13 protein-coding genes are annotated in these 17,664 nt (G+C 71.2%); 8 read left to right on the top strand and 5 right to left on the bottom strand.

Annotated elements, in window-relative coordinates; genetic code table 11:
• Window positions 1–180 precede the first annotated feature (180 nt).
• The 4 genes from BLW85_RS27145 to BLW85_RS27130 all read left to right on the top strand — a co-directional run bounded on the left by BLW85_RS27145 (window position 181) and on the right by BLW85_RS27130 (window position 5,133).
• Complete coding sequence (locus BLW85_RS27145; RefSeq protein WP_208624904.1) at window positions 181–3,474, top strand: sensor histidine kinase; 3,294 nt, start codon at window positions 181–183, stop codon at window positions 3,472–3,474.
• 10 nt (window positions 3,475–3,484) lie between these two features.
• Window positions 3,485–3,898 carry a roadblock/LC7 domain-containing protein gene (locus BLW85_RS27140; RefSeq protein WP_004983065.1) on the top strand — a complete coding sequence of 138 codons (414 nt, stop codon included), beginning with the start codon at window positions 3,485–3,487 and terminating at the stop codon, window positions 3,896–3,898.
• A 94-nt stretch (window positions 3,899–3,992) separates the two neighbouring features.
• Window positions 3,993–4,562, top strand: a complete 570-nt coding sequence (locus BLW85_RS27135) for a DUF742 domain-containing protein (RefSeq protein WP_070022336.1) — start codon at window positions 3,993–3,995, stop codon at window positions 4,560–4,562.
• Window positions 4,543–5,133, top strand: coding sequence for a GTP-binding protein (locus BLW85_RS27130; protein WP_070022337.1), 591 nt, complete (start codon window positions 4,543–4,545; stop codon window positions 5,131–5,133). Before BLW85_RS27135 ends, BLW85_RS27130 begins: the two co-directional genes overlap by 20 nt.
• 148 nt (window positions 5,134–5,281) lie before the next feature.
• On the opposite strand, the gene BLW85_RS27125 is transcribed toward BLW85_RS27130, so the two are convergent.
• Window positions 5,282–5,473, bottom strand: coding sequence for an acyl-CoA carboxylase subunit epsilon (locus BLW85_RS27125; RefSeq protein WP_070022338.1), 192 nt, complete (start codon window positions 5,471–5,473; stop codon window positions 5,282–5,284).
• A gap of 35 nt (window positions 5,474–5,508) precedes the next feature.
• Entirely contained in the window at window positions 5,509–7,104 is a 1,596-nt protein-coding gene (locus BLW85_RS27120; RefSeq protein ID WP_074993461.1) for an acyl-CoA carboxylase subunit beta, read from the bottom strand.
• Window positions 7,105–7,504: 400 nt separating this feature from the next.
• Between BLW85_RS27120 and BLW85_RS27115 the strand changes: the two genes are divergently transcribed.
• Together BLW85_RS27115 and BLW85_RS27110 are read left to right on the top strand one after the other, a co-directional pair.
• A complete protein-coding gene (locus tag BLW85_RS27115) occupies window positions 7,505–8,107 on the top strand; it encodes a YceI family protein (protein ID WP_070023031.1) in 603 nt (200 codons plus the stop codon).
• A gap of 226 nt (window positions 8,108–8,333) precedes the next feature.
• A complete protein-coding gene (locus BLW85_RS27110; protein WP_070023032.1) occupies window positions 8,334–8,774 on the top strand; it encodes a MarR family winged helix-turn-helix transcriptional regulator in 441 nt (146 codons plus the stop codon).
• 31 nt (window positions 8,775–8,805) lie between these two features.
• Here BLW85_RS27110 and BLW85_RS27105 read toward each other — a convergent pair whose 3' ends face one another.
• Both BLW85_RS27105 and BLW85_RS27100 read right to left on the bottom strand, forming a co-directional pair.
• Window positions 8,806–10,158 (bottom strand): hypothetical protein, encoded by a 1,353-nt coding sequence (locus BLW85_RS27105; protein ID WP_074993459.1) that lies wholly within the window; start codon window positions 10,156–10,158, stop codon window positions 8,806–8,808.
• A 54-nt stretch (window positions 10,159–10,212) separates the two neighbouring features.
• On the bottom strand, window positions 10,213–13,230 hold the full coding sequence (locus BLW85_RS27100) for a glycoside hydrolase family 3 protein (RefSeq protein ID WP_074993456.1): 3,018 nt from the start codon (window positions 13,228–13,230) through the stop codon (window positions 10,213–10,215).
• A gap of 134 nt (window positions 13,231–13,364) precedes the next feature.
• Here BLW85_RS27100 and BLW85_RS27095 point away from each other — a divergent pair, with 134 nt between their 5' ends.
• Together BLW85_RS27095 and BLW85_RS27090 are read left to right on the top strand one after the other, a co-directional pair.
• On the top strand, window positions 13,365–15,230 hold the full coding sequence (locus tag BLW85_RS27095; protein ID WP_074993453.1) for a ricin-type beta-trefoil lectin domain protein: 1,866 nt from the start codon (window positions 13,365–13,367) through the stop codon (window positions 15,228–15,230).
• A 167-nt stretch (window positions 15,231–15,397) separates the two neighbouring features.
• On the top strand, window positions 15,398–15,994 hold the full coding sequence (locus tag BLW85_RS27090) for a GOLPH3/VPS74 family protein (RefSeq protein ID WP_070023036.1): 597 nt from the start codon (window positions 15,398–15,400) through the stop codon (window positions 15,992–15,994).
• A 12-nt stretch (window positions 15,995–16,006) separates the two neighbouring features.
• Here BLW85_RS27090 and cimA read toward each other — a convergent pair whose 3' ends face one another.
• Complete coding sequence (cimA, locus tag BLW85_RS27085) at window positions 16,007–17,617, bottom strand: citramalate synthase (RefSeq protein ID WP_070023037.1); 1,611 nt, start codon at window positions 17,615–17,617, stop codon at window positions 16,007–16,009.
• Between the last annotated feature and the right edge of the window lie 47 nt (window positions 17,618–17,664).

The raw sequence follows: 17,664 nt of genomic DNA, 5'->3' as shown, positions 1-17,664 counted from the left end.
TATCTCTCGCTTACAACGCAGCCGTCACAGGGTCTCCACTGTTTGGAACTGCGCTGGTCCACGTGCTGGAATGCCTGAACTGCCCCATGGTCAAAGACGTAGCGAGCGATCGATGACGAACCGGGCGCTGAGAGACTGCGGCACGAGGTAGGTGCCGACCGCCGAGAGGTTGTTGGTCGAGTGAGGCGAAGCAAGAACGGTCCCGAGCCGTCGGCACGGGGCAACTTCACCCCGCCGCCGCGCGCCGCGGCGCCCACCCCGGCGCCCGCGGAGCCGACGGACGCGCCCGCACCCCGCGGCGGCCGTTTCTCCCCGCGCAACTGGCGGGTACCCACCCGTCTGAACGCGATTCTCCTCATACCCGCGGCCGTCGGCCTCGTCATGGGCGGCTTCCAGGTCAACAACTCGATCGACACCTGGCAGCAGGCCCGGGACGCCGAGAACACCGCCCGCCTGGTGCGCGCGGCCCTCACCTATGCCGACGCCGTCGAGAACGAGCGCGACATCACGGCCGAGCCGCTGCTGCTGAAGAAGAAGGACGCCAAGAGCAAGGCCGCGATCGCCAACGCGCGCAGGGCGACCGACGAGGCCGCCGCCGGCTTCGACGCGGCGACGAAGAGCATGCCGCACACGGCGGGCCTGGAGCGTCGCCTCAAGCTCTTCCGCAAGGCCGAGCCCGAGATCCAGGAGCTGCGCAAGACCGCGTACACCTCCAAGCTCACCGGTGTGCAGACGGAGGAGCGCTACGTCGACGTCGCCCACCCCCTGATGGAGTTCGCCAACGAGCTGGGGCTGGGCACCGGCAACATCACCTCGTACGGCCGTACCGTCTACGCCATCTCGCTGACCAAGGCGGCGCTGTCGCTGGAACGCTCCATCGGCATGCATCTGCTGGTCAAGCCGGGTCCGGACGCGCCGAACCTGGCCACCCAGCGGGTCTCCCTGTCCTCGTACGCCTACCTCGAGCGCATCGCGATCGAGGAGTACAAGGGCGGTGGCACCGCGGCCGACTCGCAGGTGCTGGCCGACGCGGAGAAGAAGGTCACGGCGGACGCGGCGGCACAGGCCGCGCAGGCCAGGCAGAGCGACCCGAACTACGTGCCGCCGCCGTCCAACCCGACGAGCATGATCTCGGCGCTGGCCACGCTGAAGGACACCAGCCCGGCCGCCCGCGACGCGCTCGCCGCGAACGGGGTCACCGCCGACAACTGGTGGGCGGTCAACACGCTGAAGTACCAGGCGTACCGCACCATCGAGTCGGACATGGCCGACAAGGCGGTGACCGAGGCGTCCGGCATCGCCGACGACGCCAAGACCTCGGCGCTGATCACCGGTACCGTCGTGGTGCTCGCCCTGCTGCTGGCGTTCTTCCTGGCCGGTGCCGTCGCCCGGCAGATGAGCCGCTCGATGCGCCAGCTGCGCAACGCGGCCTTCGGCATCGCCGAACAGCGCCTGCCGATGCTGGTCGACCAGCTTTCGCGCACCGACCCCGGCCGGGTGGACACCCGGGTCGCCCCGATCCCGATCCACACCAAGGACGAGATCGGCGAGGTCGCCCGCGCCTTCGACCAGGTCCACCGCGAGGCGATCCGGCTCGCCTCCGAGCAGGCCCTGCTGCGGGGCAACATCAACGCGATCTTCACCAACCTCTCGCGCCGCAACCAGTCGCTGATCGAGGGCCAGCTGACCCTGATCACCGACCTGGAGAACAACGAGGCCGACCCGGACCAGCTGGAGAACCTCTTCCGGCTGGACCACCTGGCCACCCGTATGCGGCGCAACGGCGAGAACCTCCTCGTCCTCGCGGGCGAGGAGCCCGGCCGCCGCTGGGACCAGCCGGTCCCGCTGGTCGACGTGCTGCGCGCCGCCTCCTCCGAGGTGGAGCAGTACGAGCGCATCGAGCTGTCCGGTGTGCCCGAGGCCGAGATCCACGGCCGCGCGGTCACCGACCTCGTGCACCTGCTGGCCGAGCTGCTGGAGAACGCCACCACGTTCTCCTCGCCGCAGACCAAGGTGCGCGTCACCGCGACCCGGCTGCCCGACGGCCGGATCATGATCGAGATCCATGACAAGGGCATCGGCCTGACCGCCGAGGACTTCGCGGACATCAACCACAAGCTGGCGAACCCGCCGACCGTGGACGCCGCGATCTCCCAGCGCATGGGCCTGTTCGTGGTCGGCCGGCTGTCCGACCGGCACGGCATCCGGGTCCAGCTGCGCCCCTCCGGCGAGCAGGCCGGCACCACCTCCCTGGTCATGCTGCCGGACGCGATCACGCACGGCGGTGGCGGCGAAGCCCCGCTGGAGCGCGAGGAGTTCACGGTCTCGCAGATCATCCCGGAGCAGCAGTTCCGGTCCGAGGCCCCGCAGCCGCAGCAGCCGCTGCGCACCGCCGCCGAACTCGGCTTCGACGACAGCCGGTACGGGGAGGTCCCCGACGACCTGCGCGAGCTGGACCCGGTCGGGCGCTCCCTGCTGCGCGAGGGCCGCCGTGCCGCGCTGGAGGCCCAGACGCAGGGCCAGCAGCAGCCGGCCGAGCCGCAGCACGACACCGCGGAGACGTACGCGGACCCGCTGTTCGACGGGCAGAGCACCGGCTACCACGAGCAGCCGCAGCAGCCCCGGCAGCCCCAGCAGCCGTACGAGGAGACGCCGTACCAGGAGACTCCCTACCAGGAGACTCCCTACCAGGAGACTCCCTACCAGGAGAGCCCGTACCAGGAGGCCGCGTACCAGGAGCCGTACACCGAGACGCACTCGGCCTCGTACGAGCGGCCGTACGACGAGCAGTTCTATGCGCAAGGCGGCCAACCGGCGGGCGCCGACGGCTACTCCGCGAACGGCGGTTACCCCCAGAACGGCTATGCGGAGCCGGCGCAGAACCCCGCCTACCAGGGCGAGTGGCAGCAGCAGGACGGCTACCAGAACGGCTATCCGGCCCACTACGCTCCGGAAGCGGAATCTGCGCAGGCCGCTGACGCGGGTGAGCAGAACCGCGTAGGCTTCGACAGTCCGGGAACGGCTTCTCCCGCCGCACACGAGCTGACCGACGCCGGGCTGCCCCGCCGGGGCTCCGCCGCGAGCGGTGCCGACGGCGCGAACGGCGCGGGACGTGTGCAGCAGGAAGCGCCGGCTCCCGCGGCCGAGACGGCGGAGACCGCCCCGGGGAACAACGGTGCGGGCGACTGGCGTTCGGCCAATGACGAGCGCTGGCAGCAGGCCTCCCAGCTGCGCAAGCCCAAGGCAGGCGGGGTCACCGCCTCCGGGCTGCCGCGGCGGGTGCCCAAGGCCAACCTGGTCGAGGGCAGCGCCGAAACGACCCCTCAGGGAGGCCCCCAGGTCTCCCGCGCCCCGGAGGACGTCCGGGGCAGGCTGAGCAACCTGCGCCGGGGCGTCCAGCGCGGACGCAACGCAGGAACTGATACGAACGGCCAGGGCTTCGGTCCTGACAGCACCTACAACCAGGAGCGTTAGTGTGAGCCCGATGAGCCAGGCGGCACAGAACCTGAACTGGTTGATCACCAACTTCGTGGACAACACCCCGGGGGTGTCCCACACGGTGGTGGTCTCCGCCGACGGACTCCTTCTGGCGATGTCCGAAGGCTTCCCCCGTGACCGCGCCGACCAGCTGGCGGCCGTCGCCTCCGGTCTGACGTCGCTGACCGCCGGTGCCTCGCGCATCTTCGAGGGCGGCAGCGTGAACCAGACGGTTGTGGAGATGGAGCGGGGATTCCTCTTCATCATGTCCATCTCGGACGGATCGTCCCTCGCGGTTCTGGCCCACCCGGAAGCGGACATCGGCCTCATCGGGTACGAGATGGCCCTTCTGGTGGACCGCGCGGGCACGGTCCTCACCCCGGATCTCCGCGCTGAGCTCCAGGGCAGCCTTCTCAACTAGTAATCGGACGATGCGTATTCGCGTCCCGGGGCCGTAAGGTTTCGGGACGCGGCTCCACACGGATGGGTGCCCGGCGCAGTCGGAGGAGGAGAAAGTGGCAACACCCCCAGGAGGTTCGCCCTCGGGCAATTGGTCGTACGGCCCCGCACAGGGACACGGCGACGGCTCGGCGAACCCGTACAACTTCCCCTCCGCTCCCCAGCACCGGCAGCCGTACGTCCCGCAGGGCCCCGGACCCTCGCCGTACGACCAGCCGCCGGCCCCGCGCATCCAGCCGGTCCAGCCGCAGCGCCGCCCCGAGCCGGCGCCCGCGAGCGCATCGAACAACCCCTTGGTGCGTCCGTACGCCATGACCGGCGGCCGGACCCGCCCGCGCTACCAGCTCGCCATCGAGGCGCTGGTGCACACCACCGCTGCTCCGCACCAGATGCAGGGCCAACTGCCCGAGCATCAGCGGATCTGCAACCTCTGCCGGGAGATCAAGTCGGTGGCCGAGATCTCGGCCCTGCTGACGATCCCCCTCGGCGTGGCCAGGATCCTCGTCGCCGACTTGGCGGAGGCGGGCCTGGTCGCCATCCATCAGCCCGGCGGCGACGAGAACGCCGGTGGCCAGCCAGACGTGACACTGCTCGAAAGGGTGCTCAGTGGACTTCGCAAGCTCTAGCGGAGGGCCGGTTTCTCAGAGTCGCTCCACCACCTCCGCGAAGATCGTGGTGGCGGGCGGCTTCGGCGTGGGCAAGACCACGTTCGTCGGCGCCGTCTCGGAGATCAACCCGCTGCGCACAGAGGCCGTCATGACGTCCGCTTCGGCCGGCATCGACGACCTCACCCACACCGGAGACAAGACCACCACCACGGTGGCCATGGACTTCGGCCGCATCACCCTGGACCAGGACCTCATCCTGTACCTCTTCGGCACCCCGGGTCAGGACCGCTTCTGGTTCATGTGGGACGACCTGGTCCGCGGCGCCATCGGCGCGGTGGTCCTCGTCGACACCCGCCGGCTCGCCGACTGCTTCCCGGCCGTCGACTACTTCGAGAACAGCGGCCTGCCCTTCGTCATCGCGCTGAACGGCTTCGACGGCAACCAGCCGTACTCCCCGGACGAGGTGCGCGAGGCACTCCAGATCGGCCCCGACACCCCGATCATCACCACCGACGCCCGCCACCGCGCCGACGCCAAGTCGACGCTCATCACGCTGGTGGAGCACGCGCTGATGGCGCGGCTGCGGTAGGCGCACGCACGGCCACCTGACCGCCCGCGACGGCTGGACGCCGTTCGCGGGCGGTTCGCGCTCTCCCGGCCCGCGCCGCGGTGCGCACGGACAGGACACAGAAGCGGGGCCCCTCCGAGGAGGGGCCCCGCTTCTGTGTCCTGTCGGCTCAGTGCCAGCTGTGCGGCGCGCGGAAGCCGGGCTCGCGCTCCAGGCGGCGCCAGGCGGCCTTGGGGCGGGGACGGTGGTGGGTGGTGGGCTCGGGGCGGGCGGCCGCGCGGGCCAGGAGGACGGCCGTGATGGCGGCGACCTCCTCGGGCTCGGCGTGGCCCTTCTCGACGCGGATGTCGGCAGTGCTCATGGGTGTCAGTCTCCGTGAGAGGGATGTCCGCTCGGTTACTGCGGGGGGTTGCCGTGCTTGCGGGACGGGAGGTCGGCGTGCTTGGTCTGCAGCATCGCCAGCGACTTCACCAGCACCTCGCGGGTCTCGGCCGGGTCGATGACGTCGTCGACCAGGCCGCGCTCGGCGGCGTAGTACGGGTGCATCAGCTCGGACTTGTACTCCTTGACCATCCGCGCACGCATGGCCTCGGGGTCCTCCGCCTCGCCGATCTGGCGGCGGAAGATGACGTTGGCCGCGCCCTCCGCACCCATCACCGCGATCTCGTTCGTGGGCCAGGCGTAGGTGAGGTCGGCGCCGATCGACTGGGAGTCCATGACGATGTAGGCACCTCCGTACGCCTTGCGCAGGATGAGCGAAATCCTCGGCACGGTGGCGTTGCAGTAGGCGTAGAGCAGCTTCGCGCCGTGCCGGATGATTCCGCCGTGCTCCTGGTCGACGCCGGGCAGGAACCCGGGCACGTCCAGGAAGGTCACGATCGGGACATTGAAAGCGTCACACATCTGGACAAAGCGCGCAGCTTTTTCACTCGCCTCGATGTCCAGCACGCCCGCGAGGACCTGCGGCTGGTTGGCGATGATGCCGACCACCTGGCCGTCGAGGCGGGCCAGCGCGCAGATGATGTTGCGGGCCCAGCGCTCGTGGACCTCCAGGTACTCGCCGTCGTCGACGATCTCCTCGATCACCTTGGCCATGTCGTACGGCCGGTTGCCGTCGGCCGGGACCATGTCGAGCAGGACGTCCGAGCGGCGGTCGGCCGGGTCGGTGCACTCCACCCGCGGCGGGTTCTCGCGGTTGTTCTGCGGCAGCAGCGACAGGAGGTAGCGCACCTCCGCGATGCAGGTCTCCTCGTCGTCGTACGCGAAGTGGCAGACGCCGCTGGTCTCCGCGTGGACGTCCGCGCCGCCCAGGCCGTTCTGGGTGATCTCCTCGCCGGTCACGGCCTTGACCACGTCCGGACCGGTGATGAACATCTGGGACGTCTCACGGACCATGAAGACGAAGTCCGTCAGGGCGGGGCTGTACGCCGCGCCGCCCGCGCACGGGCCGAGCATCACGCTGATCTGCGGGATGACGCCCGACGCCTTGGTGTTGCGCTGGAAGATGCCGCCGTAGCCGGCGAGGGCGCTGACGCCCTCCTGGATGCGGGCGCCGGCGCCGTCGTTGAGGGAGACCAGCGGCGCGCCGGCCGCGATGGCCATGTCCATGATCTTGTGGATCTTGGTGGCGTGGGCCTCGCCCAGCGCGCCGCCGAAGATCCTGAAGTCGTGCGCGTAGACGAAGACCGTACGGCCCTCGACCGTGCCCCAGCCGGTGATGACACCGTCGGTGTACGGCTTCTTCGCCTCCAGGCCGAAACCGGTCGCCCGGTGCCGGCGCAGCTGCTCGACCTCCTGGAAGGAACCCGGGTCCAGAAGCAGCTCGATCCGCTCCCGTGCCGTCAGCTTGCCCTTGGCGTGCTGCGCCGCGGTCGCCTTCTCGCTGGGACCGGCCACGGCCCGCGCACGGATGTCGTGCAGTTCGGCGACCCGTCCGCGCGCGTCCGTCGGCTCGCCGGTCGGCTCACCCGTCGTCTCTTCCAAAACGGTCATGTAGCGACCTTACGAAGGACACCAAGGAAAGCGAGCCGTCGACTCCGTACAGTCTCCAGCCCGTTTTCCTGGTGCGAGTGAACAGAACCACGGCAGCGTGCAGCCGTTCCGACTGCTCAGAGGCGCCTTGCGTTGTAGGGACACCACAAAGGCGAGACCATGGACGCGCCCCACATTAGCGGGTCGGGCATGCCATCCCTGGAGTGACACCACCCCTCGGACGGCCCCCTGCGGCGCCCCGCTCCCCCACCGTATGCGCTCGGAGCGAGGCGCGCGCACAGTGACTTCGTGCGACCGGTCCGACACCGTGCGAATGAAGTTGAATTCTAAACGGAATAGGTCTACCGTCGGATCCGTCGGGTTCATTGAACGTTAAACAACTGACTCCCGGGAGGACGTCATGGGCATCTTCGGCCGCAAGGACAACCGCACCACCGCACCCGCGCAGGCCGCCGGCGGCGACCTCGCCGCGCTGACCGGCGACTACACGATCGACCCCGCGCACACCACCATCGAGTTCGTGGCCCGCCACGCCATGGTCACCAACGTGCGGGGCGGCTTCCAGGACTTCACCGGAAGCCTCCACCTGGACGGCCAGGACCCCAGCAAGTCCACCGCCACCCTCGACATCAAGATGGCCAGCATCGACACCGGCAACGCCGACCGCGACGGGCACCTGAAGTCGGCCGACTTCTTCAAGATCGACGAGTACCCGGACATGACCTTCCGCTCCACCAAGGCGGAGTCCCTCGGCGGCGACGACTACCGCATCACCGGCGAACTCTCCCTGCTGGGCGTGACCAAGCCGATCACCATCGACCTGGAGTTCAACGGCGTGGCCAAGGACCCGTTCGGCAACGAGCGCGTCGGCTTCGAGGGCAAGGCCGAACTGCTGCGCTCCGAGTGGGGGCTGACCTGGAACGCGGCGCTGGAGACGGGCGGCGTCCTGGTCTCCGACAAGATCAAGCTGAACTTCGACGTCTCCGCGATCAAGAACGCGTGAACCGGCGGCCGGACGGGCCGCGCGGCCCCGGCACCCCGAGCGTGCCCGCCACCCCGTAGCCAGGGGACGGCGGGCACGCTCGACTGCTGTTCGGGCGCGGTGAGACCACACCGGTACGAGAGCAGCGCCGGGACTTCTTAAGTGCTGCGTAGCAGTCCCCGGGCGACTGGCCGAGAACAGCGCCTGACGGACGTCCATTTGATAAGCGCGTACGTACGATGCCGCCATGGATCATCTCGCGGAAGCCGCAGCTCTGCGCCGTGCCGTCGTCCGGATCAACCGGCGGCTGCGACAGGAGCGCGGCGAGGGGGGCCTGAGCCCCAACCAGCTCGCGGTGCTCGGGTATCTGCAAGCGCACGGGTCGGCCACGCCGGGACGGATCGCGGCGCGGGAACGGCAGCGGCCGCAGTCCCTCACCCGGGTCTTCGCGGACCTGGAGGCGGAGGGACTGATCGTACGGGAGCCGGACCCCGACGACCGGCGGCAGTCCGTGCTGACCCTCACCGAGGCGGGACGGCGGACGCTGGAACGGGACATGGCCGAACGGGACATCTGGCTCGCCGCGGCGCTGAGCACGCTCGGCGAGACGGAGCGGGGGGTGCTGACGCTGGCGGGGACCTTGCTGGAGCGGCTCGGCGCCATGGACATACCCGGCACCGAGACCTGACACGGCCGGGCCCGGCGCGGGCCCGCACGCCTCAGTCGCCGAAGCCGCCCCCGAAGTCGCCGCCACCGCCGAAGTCCCCGCCGTCCCCGAAGCCGCCGCCGAAGTCGCCGGGGTCGAAGTCCGTGCCGGAGACGTCACCGCCCTGGTAGTCGTCGCCGAAGCCGCTGAAGTCCCCGTATCCGGCGCCGTAGTCGGCGGCGTAGGAGGGGGTGGCCATCATGGAGCCGAGCAGGGTGCCGACCAGCAGGCCCGGGAGGATGCCGCCGCCGAAGTAGCCGCCCGCCCAGGGGCCGTAGGCGGGACCCGCGTCCCAGTAGGGGCGGCGGCCCTGCTCGGTGTCCACCTGGCGGATCACCGGGGCGAGGCCGTCGGCGAGCCGGGCGGCGTCGGCGGCGCAGACCGGCACCTCGCGCGGGGCGCCGCCGGGCGGTGTCCAGACGGCGTCCGCCACCGAGGGGCCGTGACGGGGGTCGAAGAAGCAGGGCGGCCGCCGCTCGGGCAGCGGGCGGCCCGAGCGCCGGGCGGCCAGCCGGGCGAGCGAGAACCGGCCGTCCTCCAGCGCCTCGGTGACCGGGCGGACGTCCTCCGGCCTGGCGGCCTCGGCCATCCGCTGCTTCGCGGTCTCGTAGGCGTCCAGGGCGTGTTCGTAGTCGGCGCGCATGGCGTCGTCGGCGCCGGGTTCGGCGGGGTGGAAGTCCAGGCGGTCCAGTTCCTCGCCGAAGGCGGTGATGTCCTCGTCCACCACCACCCGCAGCCGCTCCAGAGCGGCCCGCTGCTCCTGATCGCGGCGCCGCCGGTTGCGGCGGACCAGGGCGTACGCGCCCGCGCCGCCCAGCACCAGCACCGCGCCGACCGCGATCAGCCCGGCACCGGACCCGCCGGACCCGTCGGCCGCGTGCCAGCTGCGCGGGGCGTGGCCGCCCAGGTTGGCGAGGGCACGGTCGGTGAAGTCGGTGAGCTGCGCCTTGGCGTCCTCGCCCTGGACGCTGTTGACCAGGTTCTGCCGGGCGGTCGGCGTCATCACCGAGGCGTCGGCGCGGGCGTCGAAACGGTCGCCGAGGCGGATGCCGTACAGGCCGGTGACGCCGGTGGCGGCGCGGAGGTCGGCGAAGAGGTGCGCGGTGGGGTAGCCGGCCGGCAGGACGGCGACGAACAGCGGCTTGTTCGCCTTCTTGATCCGGTCGGCCAGCGCGTCGGCGTCCGCCCGGGACAGCTGGGCGGACGCCGCCGGATCGACGTAGACCGGGCCGGAGCGCAGGGCGCGCGCGATGGTGGAGACGCTGGTCTGCGCGCTCGCACCGGGGGCGAACGCGGTCGTCAGGACCAGGACGAGCACGGCCAGCAGGAGTGCGGTCAGGCTTCGGGTCCGCGGGACGGCGTTCATGCCTCGACGCTACCCGAAGCCTTCCGTAAGGGCTGGTTCAGGGCGGTCCGGCGGTCATGCCGCCCGGTACGCCTGCGTCAGCTTCCCCACCGCCTTCCCGTAGTGGCCGGTGAGCAGCAGGTGGTCCGCGTCGGCGAAGGGCTTGGCCAGGGCCGCCGTCATCCGCTCCCCCGCCTTCTGCTGGACCAGCAGCCGGGCCTGGGTCACCAGTTGCCGCCCCTGCCGGTCGTCCCCGCGCCGCTCGGCCGCCGCCGCCCGCGCGGCCAGCGACTTCAGGGCGGCCGCGCCCCCGTGCGGGACGGGGGTGCCGGTGGTCAGGCCCCACCCGTAGGGGAACTGGGGGTCGTACGACGCGTCGCCCACGTTGATCGGCAGCTGGGACTCGGACCTCGGCCAGGTGACCGGCAGCTGCCCGGTGAAGGGGCGGTCGCCGTAGAGGACGTCGGCGACGCCCTCGCCCTCGGTGCCCGGCAGCCAGGAGGCCACCAGGGAGTCGATCTCGCCGAGCCGGTCGCCGATCAGCTGGGGCCGGCCGGAGACGATCAGCACCACGCACTTCATGGCGCCGCACACCTTGTCCACGGCCGCCCGGTCGGCCGCCGACAGGGACAGGGAGTGGCCGTTGCCGACGTCGCCGACGCCCTCGGCGTACGGGGTCTCGCCGACGACGACCACGCCGACGTCGTAACCGCCCGTCGGGGCCGAGGCGTCCTTGGAGTAGGTGACGTTCCCGCCCGCCTCGCGCATGCCCTGGAGGATGGTGGTGCCCGGGACGGTGTTCCCGGAGGCGCCCTGCCAGGTGAGGGTCCAGCCGCCGGTCTGGTTGCCGATGTCGTCCGCGTCGGACCCGGCGACGTACACCTTCTGGCTCTTCCTCAGCGGCAGCAGCCCGCCGCTGTTCTTCAGCAGCACCTGCGACTCGGCGGCGGCCTGGCGGGCGACGGCGCGGTGGGCCGGGGAGCCGATGGCGGCGGCGCCGCTGGTGTCGGCGTACGGGTGCTCGAACAGCCCCAGCTCGAACTTCTCGGTGAGGATGCGGGAGACGGCGTCGTCGATCCGCGCCGCGCCGACCCGGCCCGCCTTCGCCTCGTCGACGAGCGTGGTGCTGAACTCCTTGTAGGTGGAGGGCACCATCATCATGTCGACGCCCGCGTTCACGGCGGTGCGCACCCGGTCGGGGTAGTCGCCGGGGAGCTGGTCGATGGCGTTCCAGTCGCTGATGACGAAGCCGTCGAAGCCCATCCGGTCCTTCAGCTCGCCGTTGATCATGTCGCCGCGGGCGGTCATCTTGACCGCGCCCTTGCCGTCGCCGGTGATGTCGAGGGAGGAGAACGACGGCATGACCGTGCCGATGCCGCGCCGGACGGCGGTCTTGAACGGCGCGAGGTGGATGTCCTCCAGCTGCCGCCGGGTGACGGTGGTGACGCCCTGGTCGATGGTGTAGGTGCCGGTGGTGGAGGACCCGTAGGCGGTGCCGCCGTCGCCGACGTAGTGCTTGGCGGTGGCCAGGACCTTGTCGTCGCGGCTCAGGTCGCTGCCGTCGGCCCGGCCCTGGAGGCCCTGGATCACCGTCTCCATCGACTCGACCAGGGCGGGGTCCTCGCCGAAGGACTCGTAGGAGCGGCCCCAGCGTTCGTCGCGGCTCACGCAGACGCAGGGCGCGAAGTCCCAGGGGACGCCGGTCGCCCGTACCTCGGCGGCCGTGACCGCGCCCGTCCGCTCGGCGAGCCGGGGGTCCCTGGTGGCGCCCAGGCCGATGTTGTGCGGCATGACCGTGGCGCCGTAGAGGTTGTTGTGGCCGTGCACCGCGTCCACGCCGTAGATCAGCGGGATCTGGAACCGCGTCGCCCGCGCGCGCAGCTGGAAGCCGTCGATCATCCGGGCCCAGGCCTCGGGGGTGTTGGGCGTGGGTGTGGAGCCGCCGCCGGACAGGAGGGAGCCGAGGTCGTAGGCGGCGATGTCGCCGGGGACCAGGCCGTCGCGCTCGGCCTGGGTCATCTGCCCGGCCTTCTCCTCGAGGGACATCCGCGACAGCAGATCGGCGACCCGCTTCCGCACCGGCAGCTTCGGGTTCAGATACGGCAGTCCGTGCGCGTCGATGACGATCTGCGGGGTCTCGGCGGGGGCCTTGGCGCCGGTCACGGTGAGCTTGAGCGGGATCGTCTCGGCGGACTCGGCCGCCTTGTCCTTGCGGGTGGGCACCTGGACGGTCGCCGAGGCGCCGGAGGCGGTGCCCGCCGGGAAGGTGAGGGTGCCGGAGACCGGGGTGTAGTCCTGGCCGGCGGTGGCGGTGCCGCCCTCGGTGCGGTAGGAGACGGTCACCGGTTCGTCCACGGGGCGGTCGCCGGTGGTGGCCAGGGTGATCCTCACCTTGGCGGTGCCGCCCTCCGTCACCGGGTGGACGGGCGCGTCGGTGGTGACGGCGGCGCGCAGGGTCTGGTCCGCCTTGCCGTACAACTCCACGTCGTCCATGGCGAATTCGCCCTTGGCGCCCGCGGGGAGGGTCACGGCGTAGCCCCACATCCGGGTGAGGCCGAGGATGTGGTCGATGCCGCCGACGGGCTGGTAGTCGGTGCGGTAGGTGAAGTCGCCGAACGGGAGCCGGATCTGCTTCCAGCCGGTGAAGTCGTCGGTGAAGGAGGTCGTCCACAGCTCGGAGGCCTCGCCGTTCGTGCCGCCGTCCTTGATCTCGAAGGCGATCTTGCGGCCGGTGTCGTGCCCTTCCCACCAGAAGCCGATGCCCTGGTGGGCGGACCAGTCGTGGGCCGGCTGGTCGGCGGCGAAATCGTGGGTGAAGCCGCCGTAGCCGCTGATGTCGTAGGTGCCGGCGAGCACCTTGGCGCCCTCGGGGGCGTCGGCGCGGTCGGCGAGGCGGAGCGTGGGCGGGTCGTCGGTGTCGCCGCCCCAGGTGAAGATGCCGTCGGCGGGCTGGGCCGCGAAGGGCACCTCGCCCTCGAAGCGGTCGACGGGCACGGGCGGCGGGTCGTCGGCGGCGCGGGCCGTCGCGGACAGGGGCAGCAGGGCGGCGAGCAGGGCCCCGGGGAGGAGCAGGGCCGTTCTTGGTCTTGGCATAGACCTTCCCTCGGCTCTCATGGTTCACTCATGGCTTAGCTCACGGCGTGAGTTAACTGACGCCTCCCCAACTCGTCAAGATGGCCCACCCGTTGGCGACCCCACTGTCGACCCGAGAGGAAGGGCGACGCACCATGAGGAGATCCCCCCGCGCGGTCCGGCTGCTGCTGGCCGGGCTGCTCTCCGCCGCCGGTTTCACCGCGGCCGTTCCCCCCGCACACGCGGCCGGTGAGCAGGTCACGGCCTGGCTCACCACGACCGACGACTCCGCCGGACGCCATGTGGTCCGCGGCCTCCAGGCACAGACGCCGTTCTCGTTCCAGTCCGGGACGAGTGGCGGCGGCACGAACATCACCGTGGACGAGAACACCCGCTACCAGACCTTCACCGGTGGCGGCGCCTCCTTCACGGACACCGCGGCCTGGCTGCTGAACAGCAGCGGCGCGCTGTCCCCGACGACCCGGGACGCGACCATGCGCAAGCTGTTCTCGCCGACGGACGGCATCGGGCTGTCGTTCCTGCGCAACCCGATGGGCGCCTCGGACCTCGCGCGCTACGGCTACACGTACGACGACGTGCCCGCCGGGCAGTCGGACCCGGACCTCGCCACGTTCTCGATCGCGCACGACCTCGCCGACGTCGTGCCGCTCACCAAGCAGGCGCTCCAGCTCGATCCGTCCCTGACGGTGATGGCCTCGCCCTGGACCGCCCCGGCCTGGATGAAGGACAGCGGCTCGCTCAACGGCGGCTGGCTGAAGGCGGAGGACTACGCCGCCTACGCCGCCTACTTCGTCAAGTACCTCCAGGCGTACCAGGACCAGGGGGTCAAGGTCGGTTACGTGACCCCGCAGAACGAGCCGACCTGCTGCTCCGGCTATCCCTCGATGAGCTGGAACGCCGACGGGCTGTCGTACTTCCTCAAGACCGACCTGCTGCCCCGGCTCCAGTCGGCCGGCCTGAGCACCAAGGTCCTGGTCCACGACTGGAACTGGGACGGCTACGACTCCTGGGCCGCCCCGCTGGTGGACGACACGGCGATCCGCAGCCACCCCAACTTCGGCGGCATCGCCTGGCACGGCTACGGCGGTGACGTCGGCGAGCAGACCACCGTCCACGACAAGTACCCCTCGGTGGACGCCTTCGACACCGAGCACTCCGGCGGCACCTGGATCGCCGACCAGCAGCGCCAGGACATGACCGACATCATCGACTACACTCGCAACTGGGGGAAGTCGGTGACCAAGTGGTCCCTGGCGGTGGACCAGAACACGGGCCCGCACAACGGCGGATGCGGCACCTGCACCGGGCTGGTCACCGTGCACAACGGGGACGGGCAGAGCGGGACCGTCGACTACACCGTCGAGTACTACGACATGGGCCAGCTGACCAAGTTCGTCCGCCCCGGCGCGCAGCGGATCGCCTCCACTGCGTCCACCACGGTGCCGAACGTGGCCTGGCGCAACCCCGACGGCAGCAAGGCGCTGATCGCCTACAACGGCTCCTCCGCCGCGCAGACGGTGACCATCGGCTGGGGCTCCCAGCACGCCACCTACTCGCTGCCCGGCAAGACCTCCGCCACCTTCACCTGGTCCGGCACCCAGAGCGGCGGCGGCGCCCGCACCGGCTCCTTCGTCGGCCTGGCCGGCAAGTGCCTGGACGTGGCGGGCGCCTCCAGCGCCAACGGCACGGCCGTCCAGCTCTACGACTGCAACGGCACCGCCGCCCAGCAGTGGACCGTCATGGCCGACGGTTCCGTCCAGGCGCTCGGCAAGTGCCTGGACGTGACCTCGGGCTCGACGGCCGACGGGGCCAAGGTGCAGCTCTACGACTGCAACGGCACCGGCGCCCAGCAGTGGTCGTACAACGCCGCCACCCACGACGTGGTGAACGTCGCCGCGAACAAGTGCCTGGACGTCACCGACAACTCCTCGGCGAACGGCGCCCGCGCCCAGATCTGGTCCTGCACGGGCGCGGCCAACCAGAAGTGGCAGTTGCAGTGACGCGTGGCCGGGGGGCGACCGGGGAACCATGGGGAAACCGGCGTCCCCCGGCTGGACCACCACTCGCCGGGGGAGAGGAGGCGGCCCTCGGCGTGTGGCGCGCCGCCGGTGCCGGGCGGCATGCGAGGGTGCTCGGTACGCTGCCGCCCCGGCGACCTGGAGTCCTCATGACCACACCACAGGATCTGTTCCTCGTCAGTGTCGACGTCCCCGGCGAGCGCCCCGTCGAGCAGGGGGACCTGTCGCTGGCCCTCGCGGGGGCCGAGCTGATCGATCTGCTCGAAACGCGGGCCGTCACCCTCGACGGCGAGCGCATCGTGCCGGGACCGCCGCTGCCCACCGGCGACCGGATGCTGGACGAGGCGGGGGCGGCGCTGGTGCGCGAGGAACCGTACGAGACGGTCGAGGACTGGCTGTGGCGCCGGGGCCGCGGGCTGGCCGGGGCCTACCACGACTTCCTGGACACCGAGGGGCAGCTCACCGGCAGACGGCGGCGCTGGCTGCCCCGCCCGGCCGAGACGCCCCCGGCCGACACCCCCGCGCGGCGGCACGCGGCCGAACGCTGGTGGTCCCACGAGCCCGTGCTGGCGGGTCTCGCCGACCCGCTGGGCATCGGCGAGGACCGGCCGCAGACGGAGTACGCCGACGACGCGGTCCTCACCGTGCTGGCCGCCGTCGGCGACGCGGTGACGGAGCTGACGGCCGTGCGGGAGCGGCGGCGCATCGAGAACGCCGCCTTCGACAACATCTGGCGGGCGCCCTGACCGCCGTACCGGCTACGCGGCCGGTGCCACGCCCGCCCGCAGCAGCCCGTACGTGTACGCGTCCTCCAGCGCCTGCCAGGACGCCGCGATGACGTTGTCCGCGACGCCGACCGTGGACCACTCGCCGGTGCCGTCCGAGGTGGAGATGAGCACGCGGGTGGTGGAGGAGGTGCCGTGCCGGCCCTCCAGGATGCGGACGCGGTAGTCGACCAGCTGGAGGCCGGCCAGCTCGGGGTAGATCTTCTCCAGGGCGACGCGCAGGGCCCGGTCGAGGGCGTTGACCGGGCCGTTGCCCTCGGCGGTGGCCACGATGCGCTCGCTCTTGGCCCACAGCTTGACCGTGGCCTCGTTGGCATGGCTGCCGTCGGGGCGGTCCTCGACGATGGCCCGCCAGGACTCGACGTCGAAGTACTTCAGCGCCCTGCCCTCGACCTCGCCGCGCAGCAGCAGCTCGAAGGAGGCGTCGGCGGCCTCGTACGTGTAGCCCTTGAGCTCGTGCTCCTTGACCCGGGCGACCACGCGCCCGATCAGTTCGCGGTCGCCGCCGAGGTCGACGCCGAGTTCCTTGCCCTTCAGCTCGACGGAGGCGCGGCCGGCCATGTCGGAGACCAGCATCCGCATGGTGTTGCCGACCAGCGCGGGGTCGATGTGCTGGTACAGGTCCGGGTCGACCTTGATGGCGGAGGCGTGCAGACCGGCCTTGTGCGCGAAGGCGGAGACGCCCACGTACGGCTGGTGGGTGGAGGGCGTGAGGTTGACGACCTCGGCGATGGCGTGCGAGATCCGGGTCATCTCCCGCAGCCGGCCCTCCGGCAGCACCTTCTTGCCGTACTTCAGCTCCAGGGCGGCGACCACCGGGAAGAGGTTGGCGTTGCCGACGCGCTCGCCGTAGCCGTTGGCGGTGCACTGCACGTGGGTGGCGCCGCCGTCGACCGCGGCCAGGGTGTTGGCGACCGCGCAGCCGGTGTCGTCCTGGGCGTGGATGCCGAGCCGGGCGCCGGTGTCGGCGAGCACGGTGGCGACGACCGCGTGCACCTGGGCGGGCAGCATGCCGCCGTTGGTGTCGCACAGCACCACCACATCGGCGCCGGCCTCCGAGGCCGCGCGCACGACGGCCTTGGCGTACTCGGGGTTTGCCCGGTAGCCGTCGAAGAAGTGCTCGCAGTCCACGAACACCCGGCGGCCCTGCTCGCGCAGGTAGGAGACGGTGTCGCGGACCATCTCCAGGTTCTCGTCCAGGGTGGTGCGCAGCGCCATCTCGACATGCCGGTCGTGCGACTTGGCGACCAGGGTGATCACCGGGGCGCCCGACTCCAGCAGCGCTCTGACCTGGGGGTCGTCGGCGGCCTTGGCACCGGCGCGGCGGGTGGCGCCGAAGGCGACCAGCTGGGCGTGGCGGAAGTCGATCTCGTCCTTGGCACGGGCGAAGAACTCGGTGTCGCGGGGATTGGCACCGGGCCAGCCGCCTTCGATGAAGCCGACGCCGAAGTCGTCCAGGTGCCGGGCGATGGCGAGCTTGTCCGCGACGGTGAGGTTGATGCCCTCTCGCTGCGCTCCGTCGCGCAGCGTCGTGTCGAAGACGTGGAACGAGTCGTCGAGCTCGCTGGTTGCCGTCTCGGTCATGGTCTCAGGACTCCTGTTGTGGATCTTCGGTCTTACCGGAATGACCG

The sequence above is a fragment of the Streptomyces misionensis genome (assembly GCF_900104815.1).
In the GTDB taxonomy this organism is placed as follows: Bacteria; Actinomycetota; Actinomycetes; order Streptomycetales; family Streptomycetaceae; genus Streptomyces; species Streptomyces misionensis.
This window is presented reverse-complemented; position numbering and strand designations above follow the sequence as displayed.